Source organism: Nocardioides sp., from assembly GCA_037045645.1.
Taxonomy (GTDB): domain Bacteria; phylum Actinomycetota; class Actinomycetes; order Propionibacteriales; family Nocardioidaceae; genus Nocardioides.
This window is the reverse complement of the sequence record JBAOIH010000001.1, coordinates 480,070-499,976: the sequence shown is the minus strand read 5'-3', so window position 1 is coordinate 499,976 and position 19,907 is coordinate 480,070. Positions and strand designations below refer to the sequence as shown.

General features: G+C 66.2%; 20 protein-coding genes. 7 read left to right on the top strand and 13 right to left on the bottom strand.

The window, feature by feature from the left end; genetic code table 11:
• The first annotated feature begins 8 nt into the window (after nt 1-8).
• Nucleotides 9-1,529, top strand: a complete 1,521-nt coding sequence (locus V9G04_02445) for an SPFH domain-containing protein (GenBank protein MEI2712165.1) — start codon at nt 9-11, stop codon at nt 1,527-1,529.
• Nucleotides 1,526-1,870, top strand: a complete 345-nt coding sequence (locus V9G04_02440) for a DUF3054 domain-containing protein (GenBank protein MEI2712164.1) — start codon at nt 1,526-1,528, stop codon at nt 1,868-1,870. Before V9G04_02445 ends, V9G04_02440 begins: the two co-directional genes overlap by 4 nt.
• A 78-nt stretch (nt 1,871-1,948) precedes the next feature.
• Here the strand turns inward: V9G04_02440 and V9G04_02435 are convergent, their stop codons facing one another.
• Both V9G04_02435 and V9G04_02430 read right to left on the bottom strand, forming a co-directional pair.
• On the bottom strand, nt 1,949-2,344 hold the full coding sequence (locus V9G04_02435; GenBank protein MEI2712163.1) for a hypothetical protein: 396 nt from the start codon (nt 2,342-2,344) through the stop codon (nt 1,949-1,951).
• A gap of 80 nt (nt 2,345-2,424) precedes the next feature.
• Complete coding sequence (locus V9G04_02430; protein MEI2712162.1) at nt 2,425-3,891, bottom strand: ADP-ribosylglycohydrolase family protein; 1,467 nt, start codon at nt 3,889-3,891, stop codon at nt 2,425-2,427.
• A 170-nt stretch (nt 3,892-4,061) separates the two neighbouring features.
• On the opposite strand from V9G04_02430, the gene V9G04_02425 reads away from it, so the two are divergent.
• Entirely contained in the window at nt 4,062-4,757 is a 696-nt protein-coding gene (locus V9G04_02425; protein MEI2712161.1) for an NUDIX domain-containing protein, read from the top strand.
• Between the two features lie 161 nt (nt 4,758-4,918).
• Here V9G04_02425 and V9G04_02420 read toward each other — a convergent pair whose 3' ends face one another.
• Nucleotides 4,919-6,565: a TM0106 family RecB-like putative nuclease gene (locus tag V9G04_02420; protein ID MEI2712160.1), complete on the bottom strand. Its 1,647-nt coding sequence runs from the start codon at nt 6,563-6,565 to the stop codon at nt 4,919-4,921.
• A 64-nt stretch (nt 6,566-6,629) separates the two neighbouring features.
• Here V9G04_02420 and arfB point away from each other — a divergent pair, with 64 nt between their 5' ends.
• Nucleotides 6,630-7,052, top strand: a complete 423-nt coding sequence (arfB, locus tag V9G04_02415) for an alternative ribosome rescue aminoacyl-tRNA hydrolase ArfB (protein MEI2712159.1) — start codon at nt 6,630-6,632, stop codon at nt 7,050-7,052.
• Here arfB and V9G04_02410 read toward each other — a convergent pair.
• The 9 genes from V9G04_02410 to V9G04_02370 all read right to left on the bottom strand — a co-directional run bounded on the left by V9G04_02410 (nt 7,049) and on the right by V9G04_02370 (nt 16,663).
• Nucleotides 7,049-8,425, bottom strand: a complete 1,377-nt coding sequence (locus V9G04_02410) for a hypothetical protein (protein ID MEI2712158.1) — start codon at nt 8,423-8,425, stop codon at nt 7,049-7,051. The genes arfB and V9G04_02410 overlap by 4 nt on opposite strands.
• Nucleotides 8,426-8,707: 282 nt before the next feature.
• On the bottom strand, nt 8,708-11,581 hold the full coding sequence (locus V9G04_02405) for a vitamin B12-dependent ribonucleotide reductase (GenBank protein MEI2712157.1): 2,874 nt from the start codon (nt 11,579-11,581) through the stop codon (nt 8,708-8,710).
• Nucleotides 11,582-11,734: 153 nt separating this feature from the next.
• On the bottom strand, nt 11,735-12,304 hold the full coding sequence (gene nrdR, locus V9G04_02400; protein ID MEI2712156.1) for a transcriptional regulator NrdR: 570 nt from the start codon (nt 12,302-12,304) through the stop codon (nt 11,735-11,737).
• Between the two features lie 413 nt (nt 12,305-12,717).
• The gene (locus tag V9G04_02395; GenBank protein MEI2712155.1) at nt 12,718-13,083 is read right to left on the bottom strand and encodes a hypothetical protein; all 366 of its coding nucleotides are present in this window, start codon (nt 13,081-13,083) and stop codon (nt 12,718-12,720) included.
• Nucleotides 13,084-13,125: 42 nt separating this feature from the next.
• Nucleotides 13,126-13,686: a DUF6318 family protein gene (locus V9G04_02390; protein ID MEI2712154.1), complete on the bottom strand. Its 561-nt coding sequence runs from the start codon at nt 13,684-13,686 to the stop codon at nt 13,126-13,128.
• Between the two features lie 51 nt (nt 13,687-13,737).
• Nucleotides 13,738-14,358, bottom strand: a complete 621-nt coding sequence (locus V9G04_02385) for a hypothetical protein (protein ID MEI2712153.1) — start codon at nt 14,356-14,358, stop codon at nt 13,738-13,740.
• 251 nt (nt 14,359-14,609) lie between these two features.
• A complete protein-coding gene (locus V9G04_02380) occupies nt 14,610-15,170 on the bottom strand; it encodes a DUF6318 family protein (protein ID MEI2712152.1) in 561 nt (186 codons plus the stop codon).
• Between the two features lie 51 nt (nt 15,171-15,221).
• Nucleotides 15,222-15,929 (bottom strand): hypothetical protein, encoded by a 708-nt coding sequence (locus V9G04_02375; GenBank protein MEI2712151.1) that lies wholly within the window; start codon nt 15,927-15,929, stop codon nt 15,222-15,224.
• A gap of 122 nt (nt 15,930-16,051) precedes the next feature.
• Nucleotides 16,052-16,663: a DUF6318 family protein gene (locus V9G04_02370; GenBank protein ID MEI2712150.1), complete on the bottom strand. Its 612-nt coding sequence runs from the start codon at nt 16,661-16,663 to the stop codon at nt 16,052-16,054.
• A gap of 304 nt (nt 16,664-16,967) precedes the next feature.
• Here V9G04_02370 and V9G04_02365 point away from each other — a divergent pair, with 304 nt between their 5' ends.
• Nucleotides 16,968-17,285 (top strand): hypothetical protein, encoded by a 318-nt coding sequence (locus tag V9G04_02365; protein MEI2712149.1) that lies wholly within the window; start codon nt 16,968-16,970, stop codon nt 17,283-17,285.
• 130 nt (nt 17,286-17,415) lie between these two features.
• Here the strand turns inward: V9G04_02365 and V9G04_02360 are convergent, their stop codons facing one another.
• Entirely contained in the window at nt 17,416-17,778 is a 363-nt protein-coding gene (locus V9G04_02360) for a LysM peptidoglycan-binding domain-containing protein (protein MEI2712148.1), read from the bottom strand.
• A gap of 285 nt (nt 17,779-18,063) precedes the next feature.
• Between V9G04_02360 and V9G04_02355 the strand changes: the two genes are divergently transcribed.
• Nucleotides 18,064-18,726 (top strand): lysoplasmalogenase, encoded by a 663-nt coding sequence (locus tag V9G04_02355; protein ID MEI2712147.1) that lies wholly within the window; start codon nt 18,064-18,066, stop codon nt 18,724-18,726.
• A gap of 113 nt (nt 18,727-18,839) precedes the next feature.
• Nucleotides 18,840-19,574 (top strand): transcriptional repressor LexA, encoded by a 735-nt coding sequence (gene lexA, locus V9G04_02350; protein ID MEI2712146.1) that lies wholly within the window; start codon nt 18,840-18,842, stop codon nt 19,572-19,574.
• Nucleotides 19,575-19,907 lie beyond the last annotated feature (333 nt).

Here is a 19,907-nt window from a genome sequence, read left to right as displayed (position 1 = left end):
GAGCACTCATGTCCCCCGTCGTCATCGCCGTGATCGGCCTAGTCGTCCTGCTGATCCTGATCGGCCTGCTGGTCACCACGCGCTATAAGGTGGCCGGCCCCCACGAGGCGTTCATCGTCACCGGCCGCAAGGGCAAGGAGGTCCGCAACCCGGAGACCGGCGAGATCTCGACGGACCTCTCGGGCCAGAAGGTCGTGATGGGCTCGGGTGTATTCGTGGTGCCCTTCGTGCAGCGGCTGGCCGCGATCGACCTGTCGTCGCGACGCATCCCGGTGCAGATCCGCGGCGCCGTCTCCGGTCAGGGCATCAAGCTCAACCTCGACGGCGTCGCGATCGTCAAGGTCGGCGGCAACGAGGACTCGATCCGGGCCGCTGCCCAGCGTTTCGCCTCGCAGCAGGGTGAGGTCGAGACGTTCACCCAGGAGGTCCTCGCGGGAGCGTTGCGGTCGATCGTGGGTTCGCTGTCGGTCGAGCAGATCATCCGTGACCGCGCTGCCTTCGCCCAGCGCGTCGCCGACGAGTCGGAGACCTCGCTGACCGGCCAGGGACTCGTACTCGACACCTTCCAGATCCAAGACATCACCGACGACGGCTCCTATCTGGCCGACCTCGGTCGCCCCGAGGCCGCCAAGCTCGGTCAGCTCGCGGCAATCGCGGAGGCCAACGCCCGCCAGGCCGCCGAGCAGGCACGTATCGCAGCCGAGCAGGAGATCGCGATCACCCAGCGCGCGCTGGCGCTGAAGGAGTCGGAGATCAAGGCCGAGACCGACGCCGCTGCTGCGACTGCTGCCGCCGCCGGTCCGTTGGCCCAGGCCGACCGTGACCAGATGATCCTCACCGAGCAGGAGAAGGTGGCCGTACGCCAGGCCGCGCTCAAGGAGCGCCAGCTCGACACCGAGGTCCGCAAGCCCGCCGACGCCGAGCGCTACCGCGTCGAGACCGAGGCCGCCGGTCGCCGGCAGTCCGAGATCCTGGAGGCCGAGGCCCGCAAGGCGTCCTCGATCGCGGCTGCCGAAGCCGAGGCCGAGAAGTCACGTCTGACCGGTGAGGGTGAGAAGTCGCGTCGCTCGGCACTGGCCGAGGCCGAGGCGATCGAGGGCGCCAAGCGCGGTGAGGCCGAGAAGGCCCGCCGTATCGCCGAAGCGGAGGCGCTGCGCGCCGAAGGTGAGGCACAAGGTGCCGCGATCCTGGCTGCCGGGCAGGCCGAGGCCGAGGCGATGGACAAGAAGGCTGCGGCATTCGCGCAATACAACGAGGCCGCCGTGCTGCAGATGCTGATCGAGGTGCTGCCCAAGGTCGCGGCCGAGTTGGCCAAACCGATGGGCTCGATCGACAAGCTGACCGTGATCTCGTCCGACGGCGCGGGCGAGTTGCCCAAGCAGGTCACCAACAACCTCGTCCAGACCATGGAACTGCTCAAGTCGACCACCGGCATGGACCTGGAGGCACTGGTGCAGAAGTACGCCGGAAGCGGCACCAGCGAGCACAGGGCAGTGTCCCCACCGGCCACTGGCGCTGACCAGGCGTGAGCGCACGCTGGTTCGCGCTCGACGCGGCGCTGGTCGTCGTCTTCGCGACGATCGGCCGGGCCAGCCACGAGGAGAGCCTAAGCTTGGGCGGCATCGCGCACACCGCGTGGCCGTTCCTGATCAGCCTGGCTCTGGGCTGGCTGGGCGTGACCTTGCGCGGCTGGGCGGTGACCTCGGTGTGGTCCGGGTTGGTGCTATGGCTGACCACGGTCGTCGGCGGCATGGTCTTGCGAGCGGTATCTCACCAAGGCACCAACCCGGCGTTCATCGTGGTGGCGACGCTGTTCGTCGGCGCCTGTCTGGTGGGCTGGCGCGGGGTATATCGCCTCACCACGCGCTGACCGGGCGCAAGTGCACGCGTGTCAGGCGCCGACCGGGCGCAAGTGCACGCGTGTCAGGCGCCGATCGGGCGCAAAATCTCAGTCGCCCGCGCGCCGCTTGGCTTCGGCCCACCCGCCGCACAGATTGCGTACGGTCTGCGCGCTCGGCGCATCGGGCTGGTCGCGCGACCAATCGGCGTACGCCGCATAACTGCTCGGACCACCCGCAGCCAAGAACACCCGCACGGCGGCCAGCACGGCGTCCTCATCCCACTTCGCGTGATAGGTGCGATCGGCCGTACGCGCCGCCAACCCGGCCGCACGCAGCGCGGCGCTCCACGAGCCGAGCCGCTGGATGATCCGCGCCGAAGTCGGCCCGCCGCTTCGTCGTTGCCAGATGGCGTACGCCTGCACGGACAGCGGGCCTTCCACACCCACCGCCGCCGCGCGCAGCGCCGCAAGAAGATCGGCGTCCTGATAGGTCTCGCGGGTCATCTCATCGCCTCCCAGGCCGACCACAACTGGACAGCAGCCTAGGCACCTGCCGCCGCCCGGCCGGGCTTACGGCTCGCGCCTCAAGTTGCGCGGGCGTCCGAGCGCCTCAAGCGCCCCAGCACCTCGATCAGGAACCCCTGCGGATTCGCTGCCGGAAGGGCCGCACACACCGAGTCGAGCGACTCACGAAACTCATGACCGGACAGCATCGCGACCCGCGCGGCGACGGTCGGCGTACGGCTGTGGGCCGCCACGCAGTGCAGGAAGACCCGCTTGCCCTGCTTAAGCAGCCGAAGCACCGTGCGGGCGGCGTCATCAACCGCGAAGTCGAGGTTCGGATTATCGGCGCAGTCGGTGTCGAGCAGTCGTACGACGTACGACTCCACGGGCACCTGCTGCGCTCCCACCCGGCACAGACTCACCACGGCGTCGATGTGGTCAGGCAGGCGATCGAGAGGGCGTACGCCGCCGATCCACACGCCGTCCACCAGCGGATGCGGCGCGTACGCCTCCACGCCAGGCGCCGACGGGTAGTCCACGCGCGCGACGCTCGGCCACGTTGCCTGCGGGCCGCCTTGCACGGTCTCGATGGCCCATCGCACGAGGTGGGCGGCTCCTTGGGTTTGAGCACCCCAGCCGTGCAGTTGTCCCAGCCACTCCTGCGGAATCGCGCTCTGCCCCCATCGGGCACCCAAGAGACCACCCGCGATCGCCGCGACCGTGTCGGTGTCGTGTCCGATCCCGATGGCGGTGGCCAACGAGTCCTGAAGGTGACGGCACGGCTGCACTTCGGGGGTCGGTGTGTGCCTGATGGCCGACCAGGCGGCCCGAAGCGCTCCGACTACCCAGCCGTTCTGGCTGAATTCGTCGGGCTGCTGTGCCTCGGCCTCGGCCAGGACGCCTGCCCAATAGTCCGCGTGGGGCAACTGGGCCAACACCGACCCGGCATCGGGGAACTCCCCGTGCAGCACCGCGTGGCGGATCATCAGGCACCACAACGCCGCACCTTCGCGCGCCAACGGGTCGTGGTGGGTGAGTGCAGAAATGGCCATCGCGGCCTCGACCAGCTCCGACTCAGGTCGGCGCAGGAACGCCAGCGCAACCGGCGCCGTACGCATCAAGGAACCGTTGCCGGCGGAGCGACCAGAGATCTCGTGGACTCGTTGGGCCTGCGTACGCATCCGGCGCGCACTGCTGTCGCTGCCAACTGCCCCCAGCACCTGGCGAGTCTGGTTGCCGACATCCGGAGGGCCACCGCGAAACCATTCCAGGAAGCCCGCTGCGATCAGATCATGGGCCGCTTCGCTGGTCAGGTCAGCACCCGATGCGGCGACCCGCGCGATCGCGACTGCCTGAGCCGTGTCATCGGTCCACTCCCCTGGCGCGAAGTCGCCCAACCCACCACCGATCATGCGCGGTGCGCCGTCGTACGGGGCTGCTCCGAACTCATAGCCGGCACCCAGAGCATCACCCACCGCAGAGCCCAACAGCACCCCGATGGCGCGATCCGACTGCGCCGCCGTCAACCTGATTACATCTTTTGTCATATCGACAATATATCCCCTTGTGTCTTAATCGCAAATAGTCTCCGGTGCGAGTCATGGTCTCCTGACGCACCAGACAGCAGCGAGCATCCGTCCGAGCAAGCGCAGCTCGGACGTAGCCTTAGCGGTCCCCTAATCGTCGTCCTGACGAGATGGGGAGTACGGTGAAAGTCATGGTCTACACCAGCGACTATCCGATCTTTGCGGTCACCGTCGATGTCGTGTGCCTGACGGTGCGCAACGACCGTTTCCAGGTGCTGCTGATCGAGCGTGGCGAGGAGCCACATCGAGGGCGGCTGGCCCTGCCCGGCGGCTTCGTCGGCATCGACGAGGAACTCGAAACGGCCGCTCGGCGCGAGTTGGCCGAGGAGACCTCTGTGCAGGCTCCCGGCCACGTCGAGCAACTGGCGACGTACGGCACCCCGCGTCGCGACCCGCGCGGACGTACGGTTTCGGTCTCCTATTTGGCTATCGCGCCAGACCTTGGCGACGCCGTCGGCGGCTCCGACGCGGCCTCTGCTGATTGGCACGACGTTGCCGCGGTGCTGGCCGATCCGTCGTGTCTGGCCTTCGACCACGCCGTGATCGTGCAACACGGCATCGAGCGGGCGCGCGGGAAGTTGGAGTACTACCCACTCGCGGCATCGTTTTGCGCCGAGGAGTTCACGATCGGCGAGTTGCGCCACATCTACGAGTTGGTGTGGGGCACTCGCCTCGATCCGGCCAACTTCCACCGCAAGGTGTCGAAGGCCGATGGTTTCCTCGATCCCGTCGGAGCAACGACACGCCGCGGCGGCGGACGCCCGGCGCAACTGTTCCGGCGCGGTCCGGCGACCCGGCTGCATCCACCGTTGATCCGCGACGCCTGATCGCTTCAGCGCCGGGGTTTAGTTGCGCCGGTTCAACTGGAAGCGGCTCGGGTCGCCGAGTTTGGCGTAAGGGTCGGCTCGGACGACGTACGTCGACTGCACGTCCTGACGGGTGTGGAACTCGACCAGATCCTGCCCTGTGGATCGACTGCCTTCACAGATCAGCGGGTGTCAGGCATCGCCAGTCCGACACGGATCGCCGCCGTTGCCCGGACATCGTCACGGTTGTAGGTCAAGATCCGTTCCCGCGCGGCCTCACGGACTCCCCCGTCGTCGGCATGCCTCGCGTCGAGTAGCCACAGTTGCGACTGCAGCCCACCCGGGTCGTCGTCGTCCCACGTGGCACCGAATGTGGGCGCCACGTGCTTGATGCCGAGCCCGTGCAGCCCGAAGAAGTGCGTACGCATGATCGGCAGCAGGTCGACGAATCGTGCCGTCAGATCGGCCACCTCGCTCTCCCCCATGATCCTCTTGAGGTAGGCAGGCTCGGGGTGCGCGTAGTGGTAGACGAGCAGACTGTGCCCGGCCGCCTCGGCCCGGGCAATCTCGTCGCGCAGCCAGCCCGCGAAGCGAGTTGCCAAGGCGTACGCCCCTTCGTGATCGAGGTGGCCGAAGTCGACGAACGGCTCATAACTCGCCACCTCGCCCGGCCGCTTGATCAGCACGCCCCAGAGATAGACGCGGTCGTCGAGATCCCACTCCAGGTCGAGGTCGATCTCGATGTCGGCACGCGGCACCTCGATCGGGCCGGTGGTCTGGCGCTCGATCTCACGGCCATCGCGGGCCATCCGTGCGCGCCGGACGGCTGCCCCGAGGCGACCTCGTGGGTCTTTGACGTGCGTCACCTCGGGCAGGTAGTCGCCGAGGAATGCCTCGTCGTCCGCTGTCAGGTCTGCCAGGTCTTCGAGTGATTCGACACCCTGCGCAGCCAACGCCCGCCACTCGCGCACCGAGAGTCGACCCGAGGTGATCGCGGCGCTGGCCACGTCGCCCTCGACCTGGCCGTGACAGAAGTCTGACCACGGGCAGCTCTCGCACTCGTCGGTGAAGATCGGCTGCACGAGCACCTGCCCCTCGGCCGCCGCGCGCGCAACCTCGACTCGGAAGCCGTGCTCGTGGTCATAGCGCTCCAGCGCCGAACGCTTCGCTGTGCCGCGCGAGCGCGAATAGGTCTCGAACAGCGGCGCCGCCAGATCAAGATGGACTGCGGCGGGGGCATCCTGCTGAACCCGGTCGGTCCCGATGATCACGCCACGCGCGGCGCCGGTCGTACGCCCCAACGCCTCCAGCATCCGCCAGTAGTGCGCCAGTTGCAGGTAGTCGTCGAACCTGGCCGACGCGTTCACACCCCAGCCGTCGACGTCGGCCGGGTGGACCGGGTCGGCCAGCGTGGCCAGCGACGCCGTCCCCCTCTTGCGTTTGGCCAACAGTTTGTGTGCCTTCACGTCACCAGGCAGATAGCCGCCATCGACTCGCAGCAGCAGATCGGGGCGTCCCGTGCGACCACCGACCGGGTCGTCGGGCAGCCAGCCTCCCAGGATCACCGACGCGCCGGTATCCATCGCCACCAAAGTCGCGTCGATGGCCTCCTGCTTGTCGCGCCTGAGCCTGAAATCGAAGGGAGGCTCCGGCAGTGCGGCGACGAGTTGAGCAAGCACCTCGTTCTCGTACGCCCGCCCGGCATCGAACCTCATCTGCAAAGTGGGCGGCACGTCCCACGCCACCTTCTCGATCGTCGGATCCCAGTCGTTGTGCACCCGGCGCGCGCATCGCTTCGCGTCGTACCCCGTCAACATGACCTCAGTCATCGCCACTCCCCTCATCCAGCACTGACCGTAAACGGGAGCACCGACATTGCGAGACGATAGGGACATGTCCGACCTGCCCGTGAGCCGTACGTTGGTGATCCCGGCCGTCGAACTCACCGAGCGCTTCTCCCGCTCGTCCGGCCCCGGTGGCCAAGGCGTCAACACCACCGACAGCCGAGTCGAACTCTCCTGGGATGTCGCCTCGTCGGGCGTCTTGTCCGACACGATCCGATCGCGACTGCTCTCTCGGCTCGGCTCTCGCGTGGTCGCCGGCGTGCTGACCATCACCGCCAGCGAGCACCGTACGCAGTTGGCGAACCGGCGAGCTGCGCGCGAGCGGCTCGCGTCGGTCGTACGCACGGCCGCCGCAGCCCCACCCCGCAAGCGTCGCGCCACCAAGCCGACCCGGGGCTCGGTCGAGCGTCGACTCGCCGCCAAGAAGCGACGCGGTGAGACCAAACGAGGGCGCGGCGGGGGCTGGGACTAGTCGCTGAGTTCGTACGCCACCAGCCGCCCGCGCAACGCGACCACATAGACGCCAGACTCCTCGACACCCAGCGCCGTCACGAGACCGCCGGCAGTCGGGTCGGCCTTCATCGGCTTCTCGCGGTGGCTACAGGGGTAAAGCACGACGCGATCTCGTCCCATGTACTGCGGTCCTTGCCTGTCCGTCGAGTAGTCGAACTCCAACCCACGACTGCATAGGAACACCTCATCTTCGGCGGGTCGCCCTGAACCGTCCTCCAGTGCGACCAGTTCGGCGCCGTCTTTGGAGATGATCGGACGAACTTCTCCGCGTTCCACAAGGTCTGCTTGGCTAACGAAGGTCTCGGAGGCAATCTGGTGTCTCGCCGTCGTGTTGGGCAAGGCCCGTTCCCAGATCGACGAGCCGGTAGCAGCGTCGTATCCCTCCACGGTCAGGGTGAGACCCTTCGGCCTGGGCTCCGTCCATCCGATCCGATGCATCCTCGCGCCCGTCCACCGGCACCTCACGGGAAGTTCGTAGCTGCGACCGGCGACACAATCGGTTCCCACGCCAGAACGCGTCCACGCCACCTTCCCGGTGCTGACATCGACGCCGACTTGCCGGTGGTCGGTGACCATGTCATCACGCACCACCTCCCCCTCCGCGTGTCGCCTCAGCATCCCGGGCGTAGGCCGGCGAATGAACGACAACACCAAGGTGTCAGCGGACTCGTAGTAGATCGGGCCTGCGTTGCCACCGATAATCCACTCTCCCTTGGCTCGGTTGAACTTCTGCACGCTCTTGAGCCACTGGAGCCGCCCCTCGTGAAACCAGCCCACCCTCCGCTCTTCGAATTCACCGTCATAACTGGTCACGAGTCCGGAGTCGTCGATGTGCGCCCCCTCCGGCACTGCGCGTGGTGGCCGCTCCGCGGCAAGTTTGAAGCGATCCAGATCCCAACGCGTCTTGGGCGCAAACCGGTCAGGGCCGATGGCCAGACATACATCCTTGCCGTCTGCGCACCGCACGGCCGGCCAATACGACGTCACTGTCCGGGTCCGTGCGATCACCTTGCCCGTGCGTGGATCAACCGCGACGTAGGGTGCTTGAGTCGCGGGCTCCGCACCCTCGACTCCACGTTGGAACACGACGTACGCATCCCCCGATGAGGATTCGAACACCGAGAACCCCAGCCACGTCGCATAGACGTCCTGCGGCGGCAAATAGGGAGCGCGCCAGAGCTCTACGCCCGAGGACAGGTCGAGCGCCACGATGTCCATCTCGTCGCCGCGCGCCCGAACCACCGCAATGGTGACGTCGTCACCCGCGATCTCGGGCTGTTCGACAGCCACCATCTGGCGTGACCACGTCTGCGTGGCGGGACCCGCGGGCACCTGGTCGATCGCGCGTTCTGGCTCTGGCGCGCTCGAATGCGTCGTGCTTGGCGCGGCGGGGTCGACCGAGGGCTCTGTCGTGCACCCCACCATCGCGAGCAGAACGGCAAGCAGGGGCAACACGACTCTCCCGAGAGCAAGCATGCTCAAGAGCATCTCGCGTGGGACGCCGGTCAAACTCGGTAGCCAGATGCCTGTGGATAACGTGGCGAAATGCCACAAGGTGGAAGATCGCAGCCACGGGGTGACTGTGATCTTCCACCTTGTCAGGCGTTATCGCGCTCAGCTGCAGCCGCTGGTGCTGCCACACCCCTCACACACGTAGCACGAACCGGCGGGGCGCATCTTGGTGCCGCACGTCATGCACAGTGGGGAGTCGACCGCGGTGCCGGTGATCTTCTCCAGCAGTTCGGCGGAGGTGTGCGCCTCCTTGGCCGCGGGAGTCGCGACGACCTCGGCCTCGACGACCTGGTTTCGAGACGCGTGCCGCTCCTCAACCACCGAGTCCGACGAGATCAACTCGTCGGCTGACCCGGTCTCCTCGACCAGCAACTCGTACGAGCCGGTCTCGAGGTGACGCTGACGCTCGTCGGCGGAGTAGATGCCCAGCGCCGAACGCTTCTCGAAGGGCAGGTAGTCCAGCGCGAGGCGGCGCCACACGTAGTCCATCAGCGACTGCGCCATCCGTACGTCCGGGTCGTCGGTGAGACCGGCCGGCTCGAAGCGCAGGTTGGTGAACTTGGAAACGTACGTCTCCAGCGGCACGCCGTACTGCAGGCCGATCGAGACCGCGATCGAGAAGGCGTCCATCACGCCGGCCAGGGTCGAGCCCTGCTTGCCGAGCTTGAGGAAGACCTCGCCGAGCTGGCCGTCGTCGTGCGCACCGGAGGTCATGTACCCCTCGGCGCCGCCCACGGTGAAGGACGTCGTCCGCGAAACGCGCGACTTGGGCAGCCGCTTGCGAGTCGGGCGGTAGACGATCTTCTCGATCTCCTTGACCTCGGTCGTCTCAGCAGCCGCTGCCGCATCGGCGGCGTCCTTTTTGGCCTTGCCGCCACCGTCTGCCAGCGGCTGACCGACCTTGCAGTTGTCGCGATAGATCGCGGTCGCCTTCAGCCCCAGCTTCCAGGACTGCATGTAGACGTCCTTGATCTCCTCGACCGTCGCCGACTCCGGCAGGTTGACCGTCTTGGAGATCGCGCCCGAGAGGAACGGCTGTGCGGCGGCCATCATCCGTACGTGGCCCATCGGCTTGAGCGCACGCGCGCCCATCGCGGTGTCGAAGACCTCGTAGTGCTCGGTCTTGAGACCAGGCGCGTCGATGACGTGGCCGTGCTCGCCGATGTAGTCGACGATCGCCTCGATCTGCTCGGCCTGGTAGCCGAGCTTCTTCAGCGCCCGCGGGATCGTCTGGTTGACGATCTGCAGCGAGCCGCCGCCGACGAGCTTCTTGAACTTCACCAACGAGAAGTCCGGCTCGATGCCGGTGGTGTCGCAGTCCATCATGAAGCCGATGGTGCCGGTCGGCGCGAGCACCGAGGCCTGCGCGTTGCGGAAGCCGTTGGCCTCACCGAGCGAGATCACGTCGGCCCATGCCTGGGTGGCGAGCTTGAGGGTCGCGGCGTCGTTGGTGTGCAGCGTACGCACGACGTCGTTGGCCGCCTGGTGCTTGCGCATCACCCGCTTGTGGGCGTCGGCGTTGCGGGCGTACCCGGCGTACGGCCCGACGACGGCGGCAAGTTCGGCGCTGCGGCGGTACGACGTGCCGGTCATCAGCGAGGTGATGGCGGCAGCCATCGAGCGGCCGCCCTCGGAGTCGTACCCCAGGCCCATCGCCATCAGCAGGGCGCCGAGGTTGGCGTACCCGATGCCGAGCTGGCGGTAGTCAACCGTGGTCTTGCCGATCGCCTCGGTCGGGAAGTCGGCGAAGCAGATCGAGATGTCCATCGCGGTGATGACCACTTCGACGGCCTTGGCGAAGAGCGCCGCGTCGAAGGTGTCGTCATCCTTGAGGAACTTCAACAGGTTGAGGCTCGCCAGGTTGCATGAGGAGTTGTCGAGGCTCATGTATTCCGAGCACGGGTTGGATGCGGTGATCCGGCCGGTCTCGGGGTTGGTGTGCCAGTCGTTGATCGTGTCGTCGTACTGCAGGCCCGGGTCGGCGCACTCCCACGCGGCGGTGGCGATCTTGTCGAAGAGCTCGCGCGCGTCGACGGTCTCGATGACCTCGCCGGTCTTGCGACCACGCAGACCGAAGTCGGTGCCGTCCTCGACCGCACGCATGAACTCGTCGGTGACGCGCACGGAGTTGTTGGCGTTCTGATACTGCACGCTGGTGATGTCGACGCCACCGAGGTCCATGTCGAAGCCGGCGTCACGCAGCGCGCGGATCTTGTCCTCCTCGCGCGCCTTGGTGGAGACGAACTCCTCGATGTCGGGGTGGTCGACGTCGAGCACGACCATCTTGGCCGCGCGGCGCGTGGCGCCACCGGACTTGATGGTGCCGGCGGACGCGTCGGCACCACGCATGAAGGAGACCGGGCCGCTCGCGGTGCCACCGCTGGAGAGCAGTTCCTTCGACGAGCGGATCCGCGAGAGGTTGAGGCCCGCGCCGGAGCCGCCCTTGAAGATGAAGCCCTCTTCCTTGTACCAGTTCAGGATCGAGTCCATCGAGTCGTCGACGCTCAAGATGAAGCAGGCGCTGACCTGCTGCGGCGACTGGGTGCCGACGTTGAACCACACGGGGCTGTTGAACGAGAAGTACTGGTGCACCAGCAGCCAGGTGAGCTCGTGCTCGAAGAGTTCTGCGTCGGCCGGGCTCGCGAAGTAGCCGTGGTCCTCGCCGCCCTTGCGGTAGGTCTTCACGACGCGGTCGATGAGCTCCTTGAGGCTCGACTCGCGCTCCGGGGTGCCGACGGCGCCGCGGAAGTACTTGGTCGTGACGATCGTCGAGGCGTTGAGGCTCCAGAAGTCGGGGAACTCGACACCGAGCTGCTCGAAGACGGTCGCCTGGGTCTTCCAGTTCTTCTGGACGACGTCGCGGCGCTCCCAGGTGATCTCGTCGTACGGGTGCACGCCCTCGGTGGAGAACACCCGCTCGATCTTCACGCCCTTCGCGGTCTCGGTCTCGGCCTCGGGACGAACCGTCTCGGTCATGGGTTTCCTCTCCTGGTGACGCGTCGTACGTCGGTGAACTGGTGGCGGTGTTGGGGTGCGGGCGATCGCGCCCGGTGCGGCTGGATGCCTGGGGAGATGAGGAAGATGGAGCCCGGCACGCAGCTTCCCCACTACGTGCCGGGCGGTCTGTGGTTACCCGGTGGGTACGACGGCCTCGTACGCCGTCTCGGTGGGCGTCTCGTCGGTGGTTGAGGAGGCCGCCTTGGCGGCCGTCTCGTCGGTGGTTGAGGAGGCCGCCTTGGCGGCCGTCTCGAAACCACGCTCGTGGCGCAGCATCGCGATCTCGCGCTCGAAGTCCTCGGCCGAGTCGAACTGGCGATAGACGCTGGCGAAACGCAGGTACGCCACCTCGTCCAGCTCCCTCAACGGCCGCAGGATCGCCAGCCCGACCTCGTGGGCCGGGATCTCGGCCGAGCCGGAGCCACGCAACGCGTCCTCGACTTCCTGGCCCAGACAGGCGAGCTGGTCGTCGGTCACCGGACGGCCCTTGCATGCCTTCTTCGCCCCGGCGATCGCCTTGTCGCGGTTGAACGGCTCCGTGACACCCGAGCGCTTCACGATCGTCAACTGCATCAACTCGACCGTGGTGAAGCGCTTCTCGCATCTGGCGCAGGTGCGCCGACGACGAATCGAGGCACCGTCCTCAGCGACGCGGGAGTCGAGCACGCGGGTGTCGCTATTGCGGCAATAGGGGCAGTGCATGGCGTCTCCTTCCTCGCTTCGGGCACGGCAACGAGGACCCTTTTCGGGGTCCGACTGCCTGTGGATGATTTGTGGACATCCAGCCCTCCCCTGTGGATCGTCATCCCCAGCCTGGGGACTAGATGTGGACAAACCACAACGGTGTAAGTACTAGATGTTGTGTTAACCGTAAGCCCTGACCACTAGACATGCAAGACCCGCCGGCACCCGATTTCGTACGGCTCGCCCGCTTGGCGCATCTGCGCAGGTCAGCGCATGGATTCGCAGGTGGCCCGCGTCACGCGGCGCGGCGTGTCCGGCATCCTGCCCGGCTTAACTGGAAGTTCGCTGTCACCGGGTGACTGCAAACTTCCCACTAAGTCAGGCCACGAGCTTGGCGTACGCCTCCAAGACCTCGCTCGGCCCCTGACTGGTCACCGTGCCGTCGACCGGAGTCCAGTCCCTTCGCGGCCGTCGAACTCCACCGTCTCGCCCAGCAGACGGACCGGCTTCACGTACGCCTCCGCCTGCGTGGAATAGACCGTGTCGAAGTTGACCAACGTCCGCCCGCCCGGCGGCTGCACAATCAACTCAACACTCGGCGGCGTCTCCTTCGCGAACTCCTTGGCCACCATCTCAGCCGTGATCTGCTCGCCGTCGTAGTAGCAACGCTCGCCGATCTCGATCGCCTCACCGCCTTTCAGCGGCCAAGCCATCACGTAATACTTGTTGCCCAACTTGCCATCGACCCGACTCCGTCCCTGCGGGGCAGCCAGCGTTTGACGGAGCAGCGCTCGCAATTAGGAACAGTGGCAAAAGGAGCACCAAGGCGGCGAACCTCCTCACGCGATGTACTCCAACTCAAACATGCGCCAACCGCTTGCGCTCCAACGCAGTGCCGCCGTGTAGCGCGTCCGCTCCTGCGGAATCACTTCGCGTTTCCCCTCGGCGTTCCAGATCACAACGGTGCGCGGCGTGATCATGTCCGCGGTCACGCGCGGACTCTCCAACGGTTGCCGGTGGTCATACCACTTTCGAAGTACTCGCCAGGGCTCGGACTCGACGTGGCCACCGTCGCCATAGACCTTTTCCGCGTCATCCAGATACGAGTTGCACACGAAACACTTTGGATGGCTGATCGAGCGAAACTCATCGAGCTCACCGGTAACCACAGCTTCGGACCACACCGCGGCCCAGTGATCCACGAAGGCCTTCGCGCCCGCCCGCGACTTCTGCTGCCACAACTCGACCTCCGGCTCGGCCGACTCCGACTCCGACGCATTCGGGGAAGACACGGACGACGAGGGCGCCTGGATCGGCGTCGGATCCGCAGTGGGATCTTCGCCACCACACGCCGCCAGGCCGAACAGACTCACGACCAGCACCACGACCGTACGGACCATCCGCAACCCAAACACCTTGCTTCCCGAGAGATCTCTTGGCGAACCAACAAGTCAGGCCACGAGCTTGGCGTAGGCCTCCAGGACCTCCAGGTCCACGCTCGGCCCCTGACTGGTCACCGTGCCGTCGACCGGAGTCCAGTCCGTGTCACCCTGGATGCGATAGACCGCATTCCACTCGACCGCGACACTCGCGGCGTACGTCCCGAGCGCGACGTACTGATGCGTCACCATCCCCTCCACCTCAGAAGGCTCGACCCCTTCGCGGCCGTCGAACTCCTGGCCCGGATGCGTGGTGTGCTGATCCGTGCCGTCACCGTGATTCCAGGTGTAGCGGACCGGGCTGATCTTCAATTCCACCGTCTCGCCCAGCAGACGGACCGGCTTCACGTACGCCTCCGCCTGCGTGGAATAGACCGTGTCGAAGTTGACCAACGTCCGCCCGCCCGGCGGCTGCACAATCAACTCAACACTCGGCGGCGTCTCCTTCGCGAACTCCTTGGCCACCATCTCAGCCGTGATCTGCTCGCCGTCGTAGTAGCAACGCTCGCCGATCTCGATCGCCTCACCGCCTTTCAGCGGCCAAGCCATCACGTAATACTTGTTGCCCAACTTGCCATCGACCCGCGGACACTCCTGCCACTTAGTGCAGCCGAAACCCGAACGCTCACACATCTTGATGAAGGTGTACGTGAACCCGTCTTCACCGTTGCCGGATTGCTGATAGATGACGGGGACGCAGGCGTACTCCTCAACTTGATACGAGCCGCCACCCGCGGAAATCGTAACCTCTTCCGTCCCTCCTGGGCAGGCTGCTTGGGCGCTCGGCGCTACACGACGATCAATCGGCAAAACCGCACAAAGCATCACAAGGGCGCAGGCCCAAATGCGAACCTGCCAGGAGTCGAGGCGACCGCGCTGCGCCTTCACAGCACGAACTCCCACTCATACACCTTCCAACCGTCGTCGACCCACCACAGGGTGGCGGCATATCTCGTGGTATTGCCGCGATTGCGTTCCGGCTCCGCGTCCGGATTTGCATACTCGACGGATTCCGGAACTCGTACGTTCGCGTAGACGCGGGGGCGAGGCAGTGTGATCTTCTGATCGATCCACTTCTGCATGGCTTTCCAAGGCCCGGATTCATATCGTCCACCGGCACCGTAGATGTTTCTCGTGACGCGGATGTACCCGTTGCAGCCAAAGCACTTGCGATGGCTCACCTGTTGCAAGGGCCCCACGTCACCGGTCGACTGGGCGACGTACAACGCCTCAAGCCAGTGATCCACGAAAGCCTTCGCGCCCGCGCGCGACTTCTGCTGCCACAACTCGACCTCCGGCTCGGCCGACTCCGACTCCGACGCAGTCGGGGAAGACACGGACGACGAGGACGCCTGGATCGGCGTCGGATCCGCCGTGGGATCTTCGCCACCACACGCCGCCAGGCCAATCAGACTCACGACCAGCACCACGACCGTACGGACCATCCGCAACCCAAACACCTTGCTTCCCGAGAGATCTCTTGGCGAACCAACAAGTCAGGCCACGAGCTTGGCGTAGGCCTCCAGGACCTCCAGGTCCACGCTCGGCCCCTGACTGGTCACCGTGCCGTCGACCGGAGTCCAGTCCGTGTCACCCTGGATGCGATAGACCGCATTCCACTCGACCGCGACACTCGCGGCGTACGTCCCGAGCGCGACGTACTGATGCGTCACCATCCCCTCCACCTCAGAAGGCTCGACCCCTTCGCGGCCGTCGAACTCCTGGCCCGGATGCGTGGTGTGCTGATCCGTGCCGTCACCGTGATTCCAGGTGTAGCGGACCGGGCTGATCTTCAATTCCACCGTCTCGCCCAGCAGACGGACCGGCTTCACGTACGCCTCCGCCTGCGTGGAATAGACCGTGTCGAAGTTGACCAACGTCCGCCCGCCCGGCGGCTGCACCATCAACTCAACACTCGGCGGCGTCTCCTTCGCGAACTCCTTGGCCACCATCTCAGCCGTGATCTGCTCGCCGTCGTAGTAGCAACGCTCGCCGATCTCGATCGCCTCACCGCCTTTCAGCGGCCAAGCCATCACGTAATACTTGTTGCCCAACTTGCCATCGACCCGCGGACACTCCTGCCACTTAGTGCAGCCGAAACCCGAACGCTCACACATCTTGATGAAGGTGTACGTGAACCCGTCTTCGCCGTTGCCGGATTGCTGATAGATGGCGGGGACGCAGAGAACCCGTTCGACTCTCACGACCGTTCCTCCACCATCGACCTTCACTTGCTCAGTGCCGGATGGACATGCAGCAACCGCCGACGGAATGGGGACAACTGCCAGGAACGCGCCGGTGAACACGCAGAGTGCAAAGAGTCGCCTCACCGCAGAAACTCCCACTCCCACATCACCCACTGGTCGTTGACCCAACGAAGCCATGCGGCGAATGTGTCGCGGCCCGCGGGGAAGGTCTCTGGTTCCGCACCAGAGGACAGCACCTGAACCGCTTTGGGTATCCGAACATCCACCACGATTCGCGGCGAACTCGGGGACTGTTGTCTGTCGTACGCCTTGTGGGCAGCAAGCCATGGCCCAGTCTTAATATGCCCACCCGCAGCATAAAGCCGGCCCACAGCCTTGACATACCCAGTACATCCAACGCACCTTCGGTGGCTTGATGCCCGCAGCGGCCCAAGATCGCCGGTCGTTTGCGCCACGTCAAGGGCCTCAAGCCAGTGATCCACGAAAGCCTTCGCGCCCGCCCGCGACTTCTGCTGCCACAACTCGACCTCCGGCTCGGCCGACTCCGACTCCGACGCAGTCGGGGAAGACACGGACGACGAGGACGCCTGGATCGGCGTCGGATCCGCCGTGGGATCTTCGCCACCACACGCCGCCAGGCCAATCAGACTCACGACCAGCACCACGACCGTACGGACCATCCGCAACGCAAACACCTGCTTTCCCGAGAAGCCGACACCGAGCGTATCCATCCGGCCGTTCCTTAGCCATGCCCACATCGGGCCTGGGGATAACCCGATCTTCAGCGAAAGAGATCGCGCACCGGGTTAGGCGATGAACTCCAATTCGTACATGCGCCAACCGCTGGGGATGAGGGTCGGTCCACGAATTACTCGGCCGTTCGTGTGCGTCGGCCGCGAGACAGGACCGGTCAGGGTTGTTCGAAGGCAACAAGCTGGAAGATCGCTGTCACCCGGTGGCAGTGATCTTCCCACTAGGTGATCGCAGGGTGCGCCGCCCACGCAAGGGGTTGCCCCATCCGACACAATGAGACACGTGGCGGGCGGGAAACGGGCGGGGGCACGACGGGGAGCACGGCCGCCTCGGCAGTTCTCCCCGCAGGTCTTGGGTTTATGCGCCGCTATCACGCTGGCGCTGATCGCTTGGGGATATCTGATCTATCTCGCCATCGACTTCGGTACGGCCGCCCGCTCGGGAGAAGGCACCGGTTGGTGGCTGCTCGTCGTCGCCACGGTCGGCGCGATGGCGTGCCTCTTCCTGGCTCTGATGCTGGGCTTGCGCTTGCTGCGAGCCCTCGGGATCACCTCTCCCGACGGGCCGGCCGACCGACCGATCAGGTCGCACCGGCACTGACAAGCCGAACGGAAAGGCGCGAGGGGCAGACCCGCCGCCAAGCCGGTCCACCCCTCGTCTTCCCCACATCGTCGACCGGGTCGAGCCGAGTCGACGATGCCTGTATTCAGTTGTGAAACTCGAAAGGGGTTCAGTCGGCGAGCGGGACGCGCAGTTTCTGACCTGCCTGCAACGTGCTGGACGTCATCGCGTTCATCCGCTGGATGTCGTACATCGTGTCGCGCACGTCATCCCCGCTGTCGGTCACCTCGGCCGCGATGCCCCACAGGGTCTGGCCAGGCTCGACCTTGATCACGGTCGTCTCCGTCGGCCCGGCGAACCGACTCGCCACCGAACCCGCACCCAGGAACATCCCGAGCGCCAACACCACGATCACCCCGAAGGCGATCACGACGGCGCGACCGCGACGGGTCAGCCGCAGTTGGCCATGGGGCGCCCTGCCGGCGGAGCGAGGAGTCGTACGAACGGTGTGGTTGATGGCGATGGTGCTCATCGGGACCTCCTGGGGAAGTGGCGGCCGGGTGGCCACCGAAGTCGGTGCCTTGCTTGATCCGATGTCTAACCGCGACCACCGACATTTCGAATCGGCCTCGTGCTGGCCCGCCCGACTCTCGGTGGTTCGATCAGACCTCCGATCGAACATGCGTACGAGATTAGAGCGCATGTTCGAACGAGTCAAGCATTCGACCGTACGCGTGTTCGAAAGGTTCGTGACCCCTCGGTGCGATTTCATGACCCCTCGGTGCGAGTTCGTGACCCCTCGGCGTAGGTTGCGCCAATGCAGCCACACCGGCGACGCCAGCTCGCTTACGCAGCCCTCTCGATCGCCGACACCTGGTTCGCTACCAAAGGCCGGCAGCGAGCACGGCTGGTCACCAAGCCCCTGCTGATGCCGGCCCTTGCGGCGGTGACCGCCGCCCGCACCCAAGCCCCCGCCCGGCGCGCGACGTACGCTGCCCTGGCCGGGAGCTGGGTCGGCGACATCGCGTTGATGCGCCCGGGCGCCCGGGCTTTCGTGCCCGGAGCAGGCGCCTTCGCTCTCGGGCAAACCGGGTGGTTGAGCGCGCTCGCCCCGCGGGTCTCCCCCGGTGGTTGGCGTACGACGAGCGCGAAGGTCCTCGCCACGGGCTGGGCGCTGGGGGCGCCGGGCGTCGCGGTGAAGGCCAGCATGGAACACCCGCCGCTGGGGCCGGTGCTGGCCGGCTACTCCGGCGCACTCACTGCGGTGTCCGCGGCGGCGCTCAACCTCGGGCCGCGGCAGCCGGCGTACGCCCGCCGCACCGCCTCAGCAGGTGCCTTGCTCTTCTTGCTGTCTGACAGCCTCATCGGACTGAGCCAGTTCGTACTCGAGACGACCGACCCGCGCTGGGACGCGGCAGTGATGGCCACCTACACCGCAGCGCAGGGGCTCCTCGAAGAGGGCGTCGCGCACCTTCGGTGAACGCGCGACACGCCACTCGAACAGGTGTTTGATCCTGGGGCCCGGGCGGCCTACGGTGAGGCATCTGATTCGAGGCCGGGGATTCCGGCCGCCACTTGGGAGGCAGTGAAGGCATGGCGAAGGCAACCGGGCGCGCGAAGAACGCCAAGGTGAGCGAGTTCCCCGACGGCCCTCCCGACTCCACCGGGCTCACACCGCGACAGCAGAAGATCCTCACCGTGATCCGGCGCTCGCTGGAGAACAAGGGCTATCCGCCCAGCATGCGCGAGATCGGTGCCGCGGTGGGCCTGACCTCCTCGTCCAGCGTCGCGCATCAGTTGCGGACCCTGGAGGAGAAGGGATTCCTCCGCCGCGACCCCAACCGTCCTCGGGCACTTGAGGTGTTCCTCCCCGAGGTGCTCGCCGCCCGCCGCAGCATCTCCGGCGTCGAGGAGCACGAGGTGGACGTCACCGACATCGGCAACGCGGCACCCGCGGCGGTCAACATCCCGGTCGTCGGTCGGATCGCGGCCGGTGGCCCGATCCTTGCCGAGCAGAACGTCGAAGACGTGTTCCCGCTGCCCAAGCAGCTCGTCGGCGACGGCAACCTCTACCTGCTCGAGGTCTCCGGTGACTCGATGATCGACGCGGCGATCTGCCACGGCGACTATGTGGTCGTACGACAGGAGCAGACCGCCGAGAGCGGCCAGATCGTGGCGGCGATGATCGATGGCGAGGCCACGGTCAAGACCCTGCGCAAGCGTGACGGCCAGGTCTGGCTGATGCCGCACAACCCCAACTACGACCCGATCGACGGCACCAACGCCACCATCTTGGGCGTGGTGACGGCTGTGCTGCGTCGCGTGTGAGTTGGCGCGGCCGCGTCCGGACTTGTTCGGACTTTGTCCGGAGTTGGCCGGAGATCAGCGAATCCGCACACGGTCGTGCCCCGGCGTGTTGAGGTGAGTGGGTCTTGCCCCGTCAAGGACCCAGGAGTCACCTGATCGTGTCGATTCGTCACACCACTGCTCGCCATGCTGCTCTCGCCGTCTTAGCCGTCGGCGCGCTCGGCACAACCCTGCTCGCTGCCGCCGCAACGGGAGCGCCGACCGCTCAGGGCATCTCCCTGATCACCGACGCAACGGGGGGCGGGATCTCCGACGCAGGCGGATACTCACCGATCCTGAGTGCGGACGGCAACT

What these genes read in the sequence shown, in the direction of transcription:
- lexA (MEI2712146.1), top strand. Translation starts at nt 18,840, where the DNA reads ATGGCGAAGGCAACCGGGCGCGCGAAGAACGCCAAGGTGAGCGAGTTC.
- V9G04_02360 (MEI2712148.1), bottom strand. Translation starts at nt 17,778, where the DNA reads ATGAGCACCATCGCCATCAACCACACCGTTCGTACGACTCCTCGCTCC.
- V9G04_02420 (MEI2712160.1), bottom strand. Translation starts at nt 6,565, where the DNA reads ATGACTGAGGTCATGTTGACGGGGTACGACGCGAAGCGATGCGCGCGC.
- V9G04_02405 (MEI2712157.1), bottom strand. Translation starts at nt 11,581, where the DNA reads ATGACCGAGACGGTTCGTCCCGAGGCCGAGACCGAGACCGCGAAGGGC.
- V9G04_02445 (MEI2712165.1), top strand. Translation starts at nt 9, where the DNA reads ATGTCCCCCGTCGTCATCGCCGTGATCGGCCTAGTCGTCCTGCTGATC.
- arfB (MEI2712159.1), top strand. Translation starts at nt 6,630, where the DNA reads ATGTCCGACCTGCCCGTGAGCCGTACGTTGGTGATCCCGGCCGTCGAA.
- V9G04_02390 (MEI2712154.1), bottom strand. Translation starts at nt 13,686, where the DNA reads ATGGTCCGTACGGTCGTGGTGCTGGTCGTGAGTCTGTTCGGCCTGGCG.
- nrdR (MEI2712156.1), bottom strand. Translation starts at nt 12,304, where the DNA reads ATGCACTGCCCCTATTGCCGCAATAGCGACACCCGCGTGCTCGACTCC.
- V9G04_02385 (MEI2712153.1), bottom strand. Translation starts at nt 14,358, where the DNA reads ATGTGTGAGCGTTCGGGTTTCGGCTGCACTAAGTGGCAGGAGTGTCCG.
- V9G04_02435 (MEI2712163.1), bottom strand. Translation starts at nt 2,344, where the DNA reads ATGACCCGCGAGACCTATCAGGACGCCGATCTTCTTGCGGCGCTGCGC.
- V9G04_02425 (MEI2712161.1), top strand. Translation starts at nt 4,062, where the DNA reads ATGGTCTACACCAGCGACTATCCGATCTTTGCGGTCACCGTCGATGTC.
- V9G04_02355 (MEI2712147.1), top strand. Translation starts at nt 18,064, where the DNA reads ATGCAGCCACACCGGCGACGCCAGCTCGCTTACGCAGCCCTCTCGATC.
- V9G04_02430 (MEI2712162.1), bottom strand. Translation starts at nt 3,891, where the DNA reads ATGACAAAAGATGTAATCAGGTTGACGGCGGCGCAGTCGGATCGCGCC.
- V9G04_02370 (MEI2712150.1), bottom strand. Translation starts at nt 16,663, where the DNA reads ATGGATACGCTCGGTGTCGGCTTCTCGGGAAAGCAGGTGTTTGCGTTG.
- V9G04_02380 (MEI2712152.1), bottom strand. Translation starts at nt 15,170, where the DNA reads ATGGTCCGTACGGTCGTGGTGCTGGTCGTGAGTCTGATTGGCCTGGCG.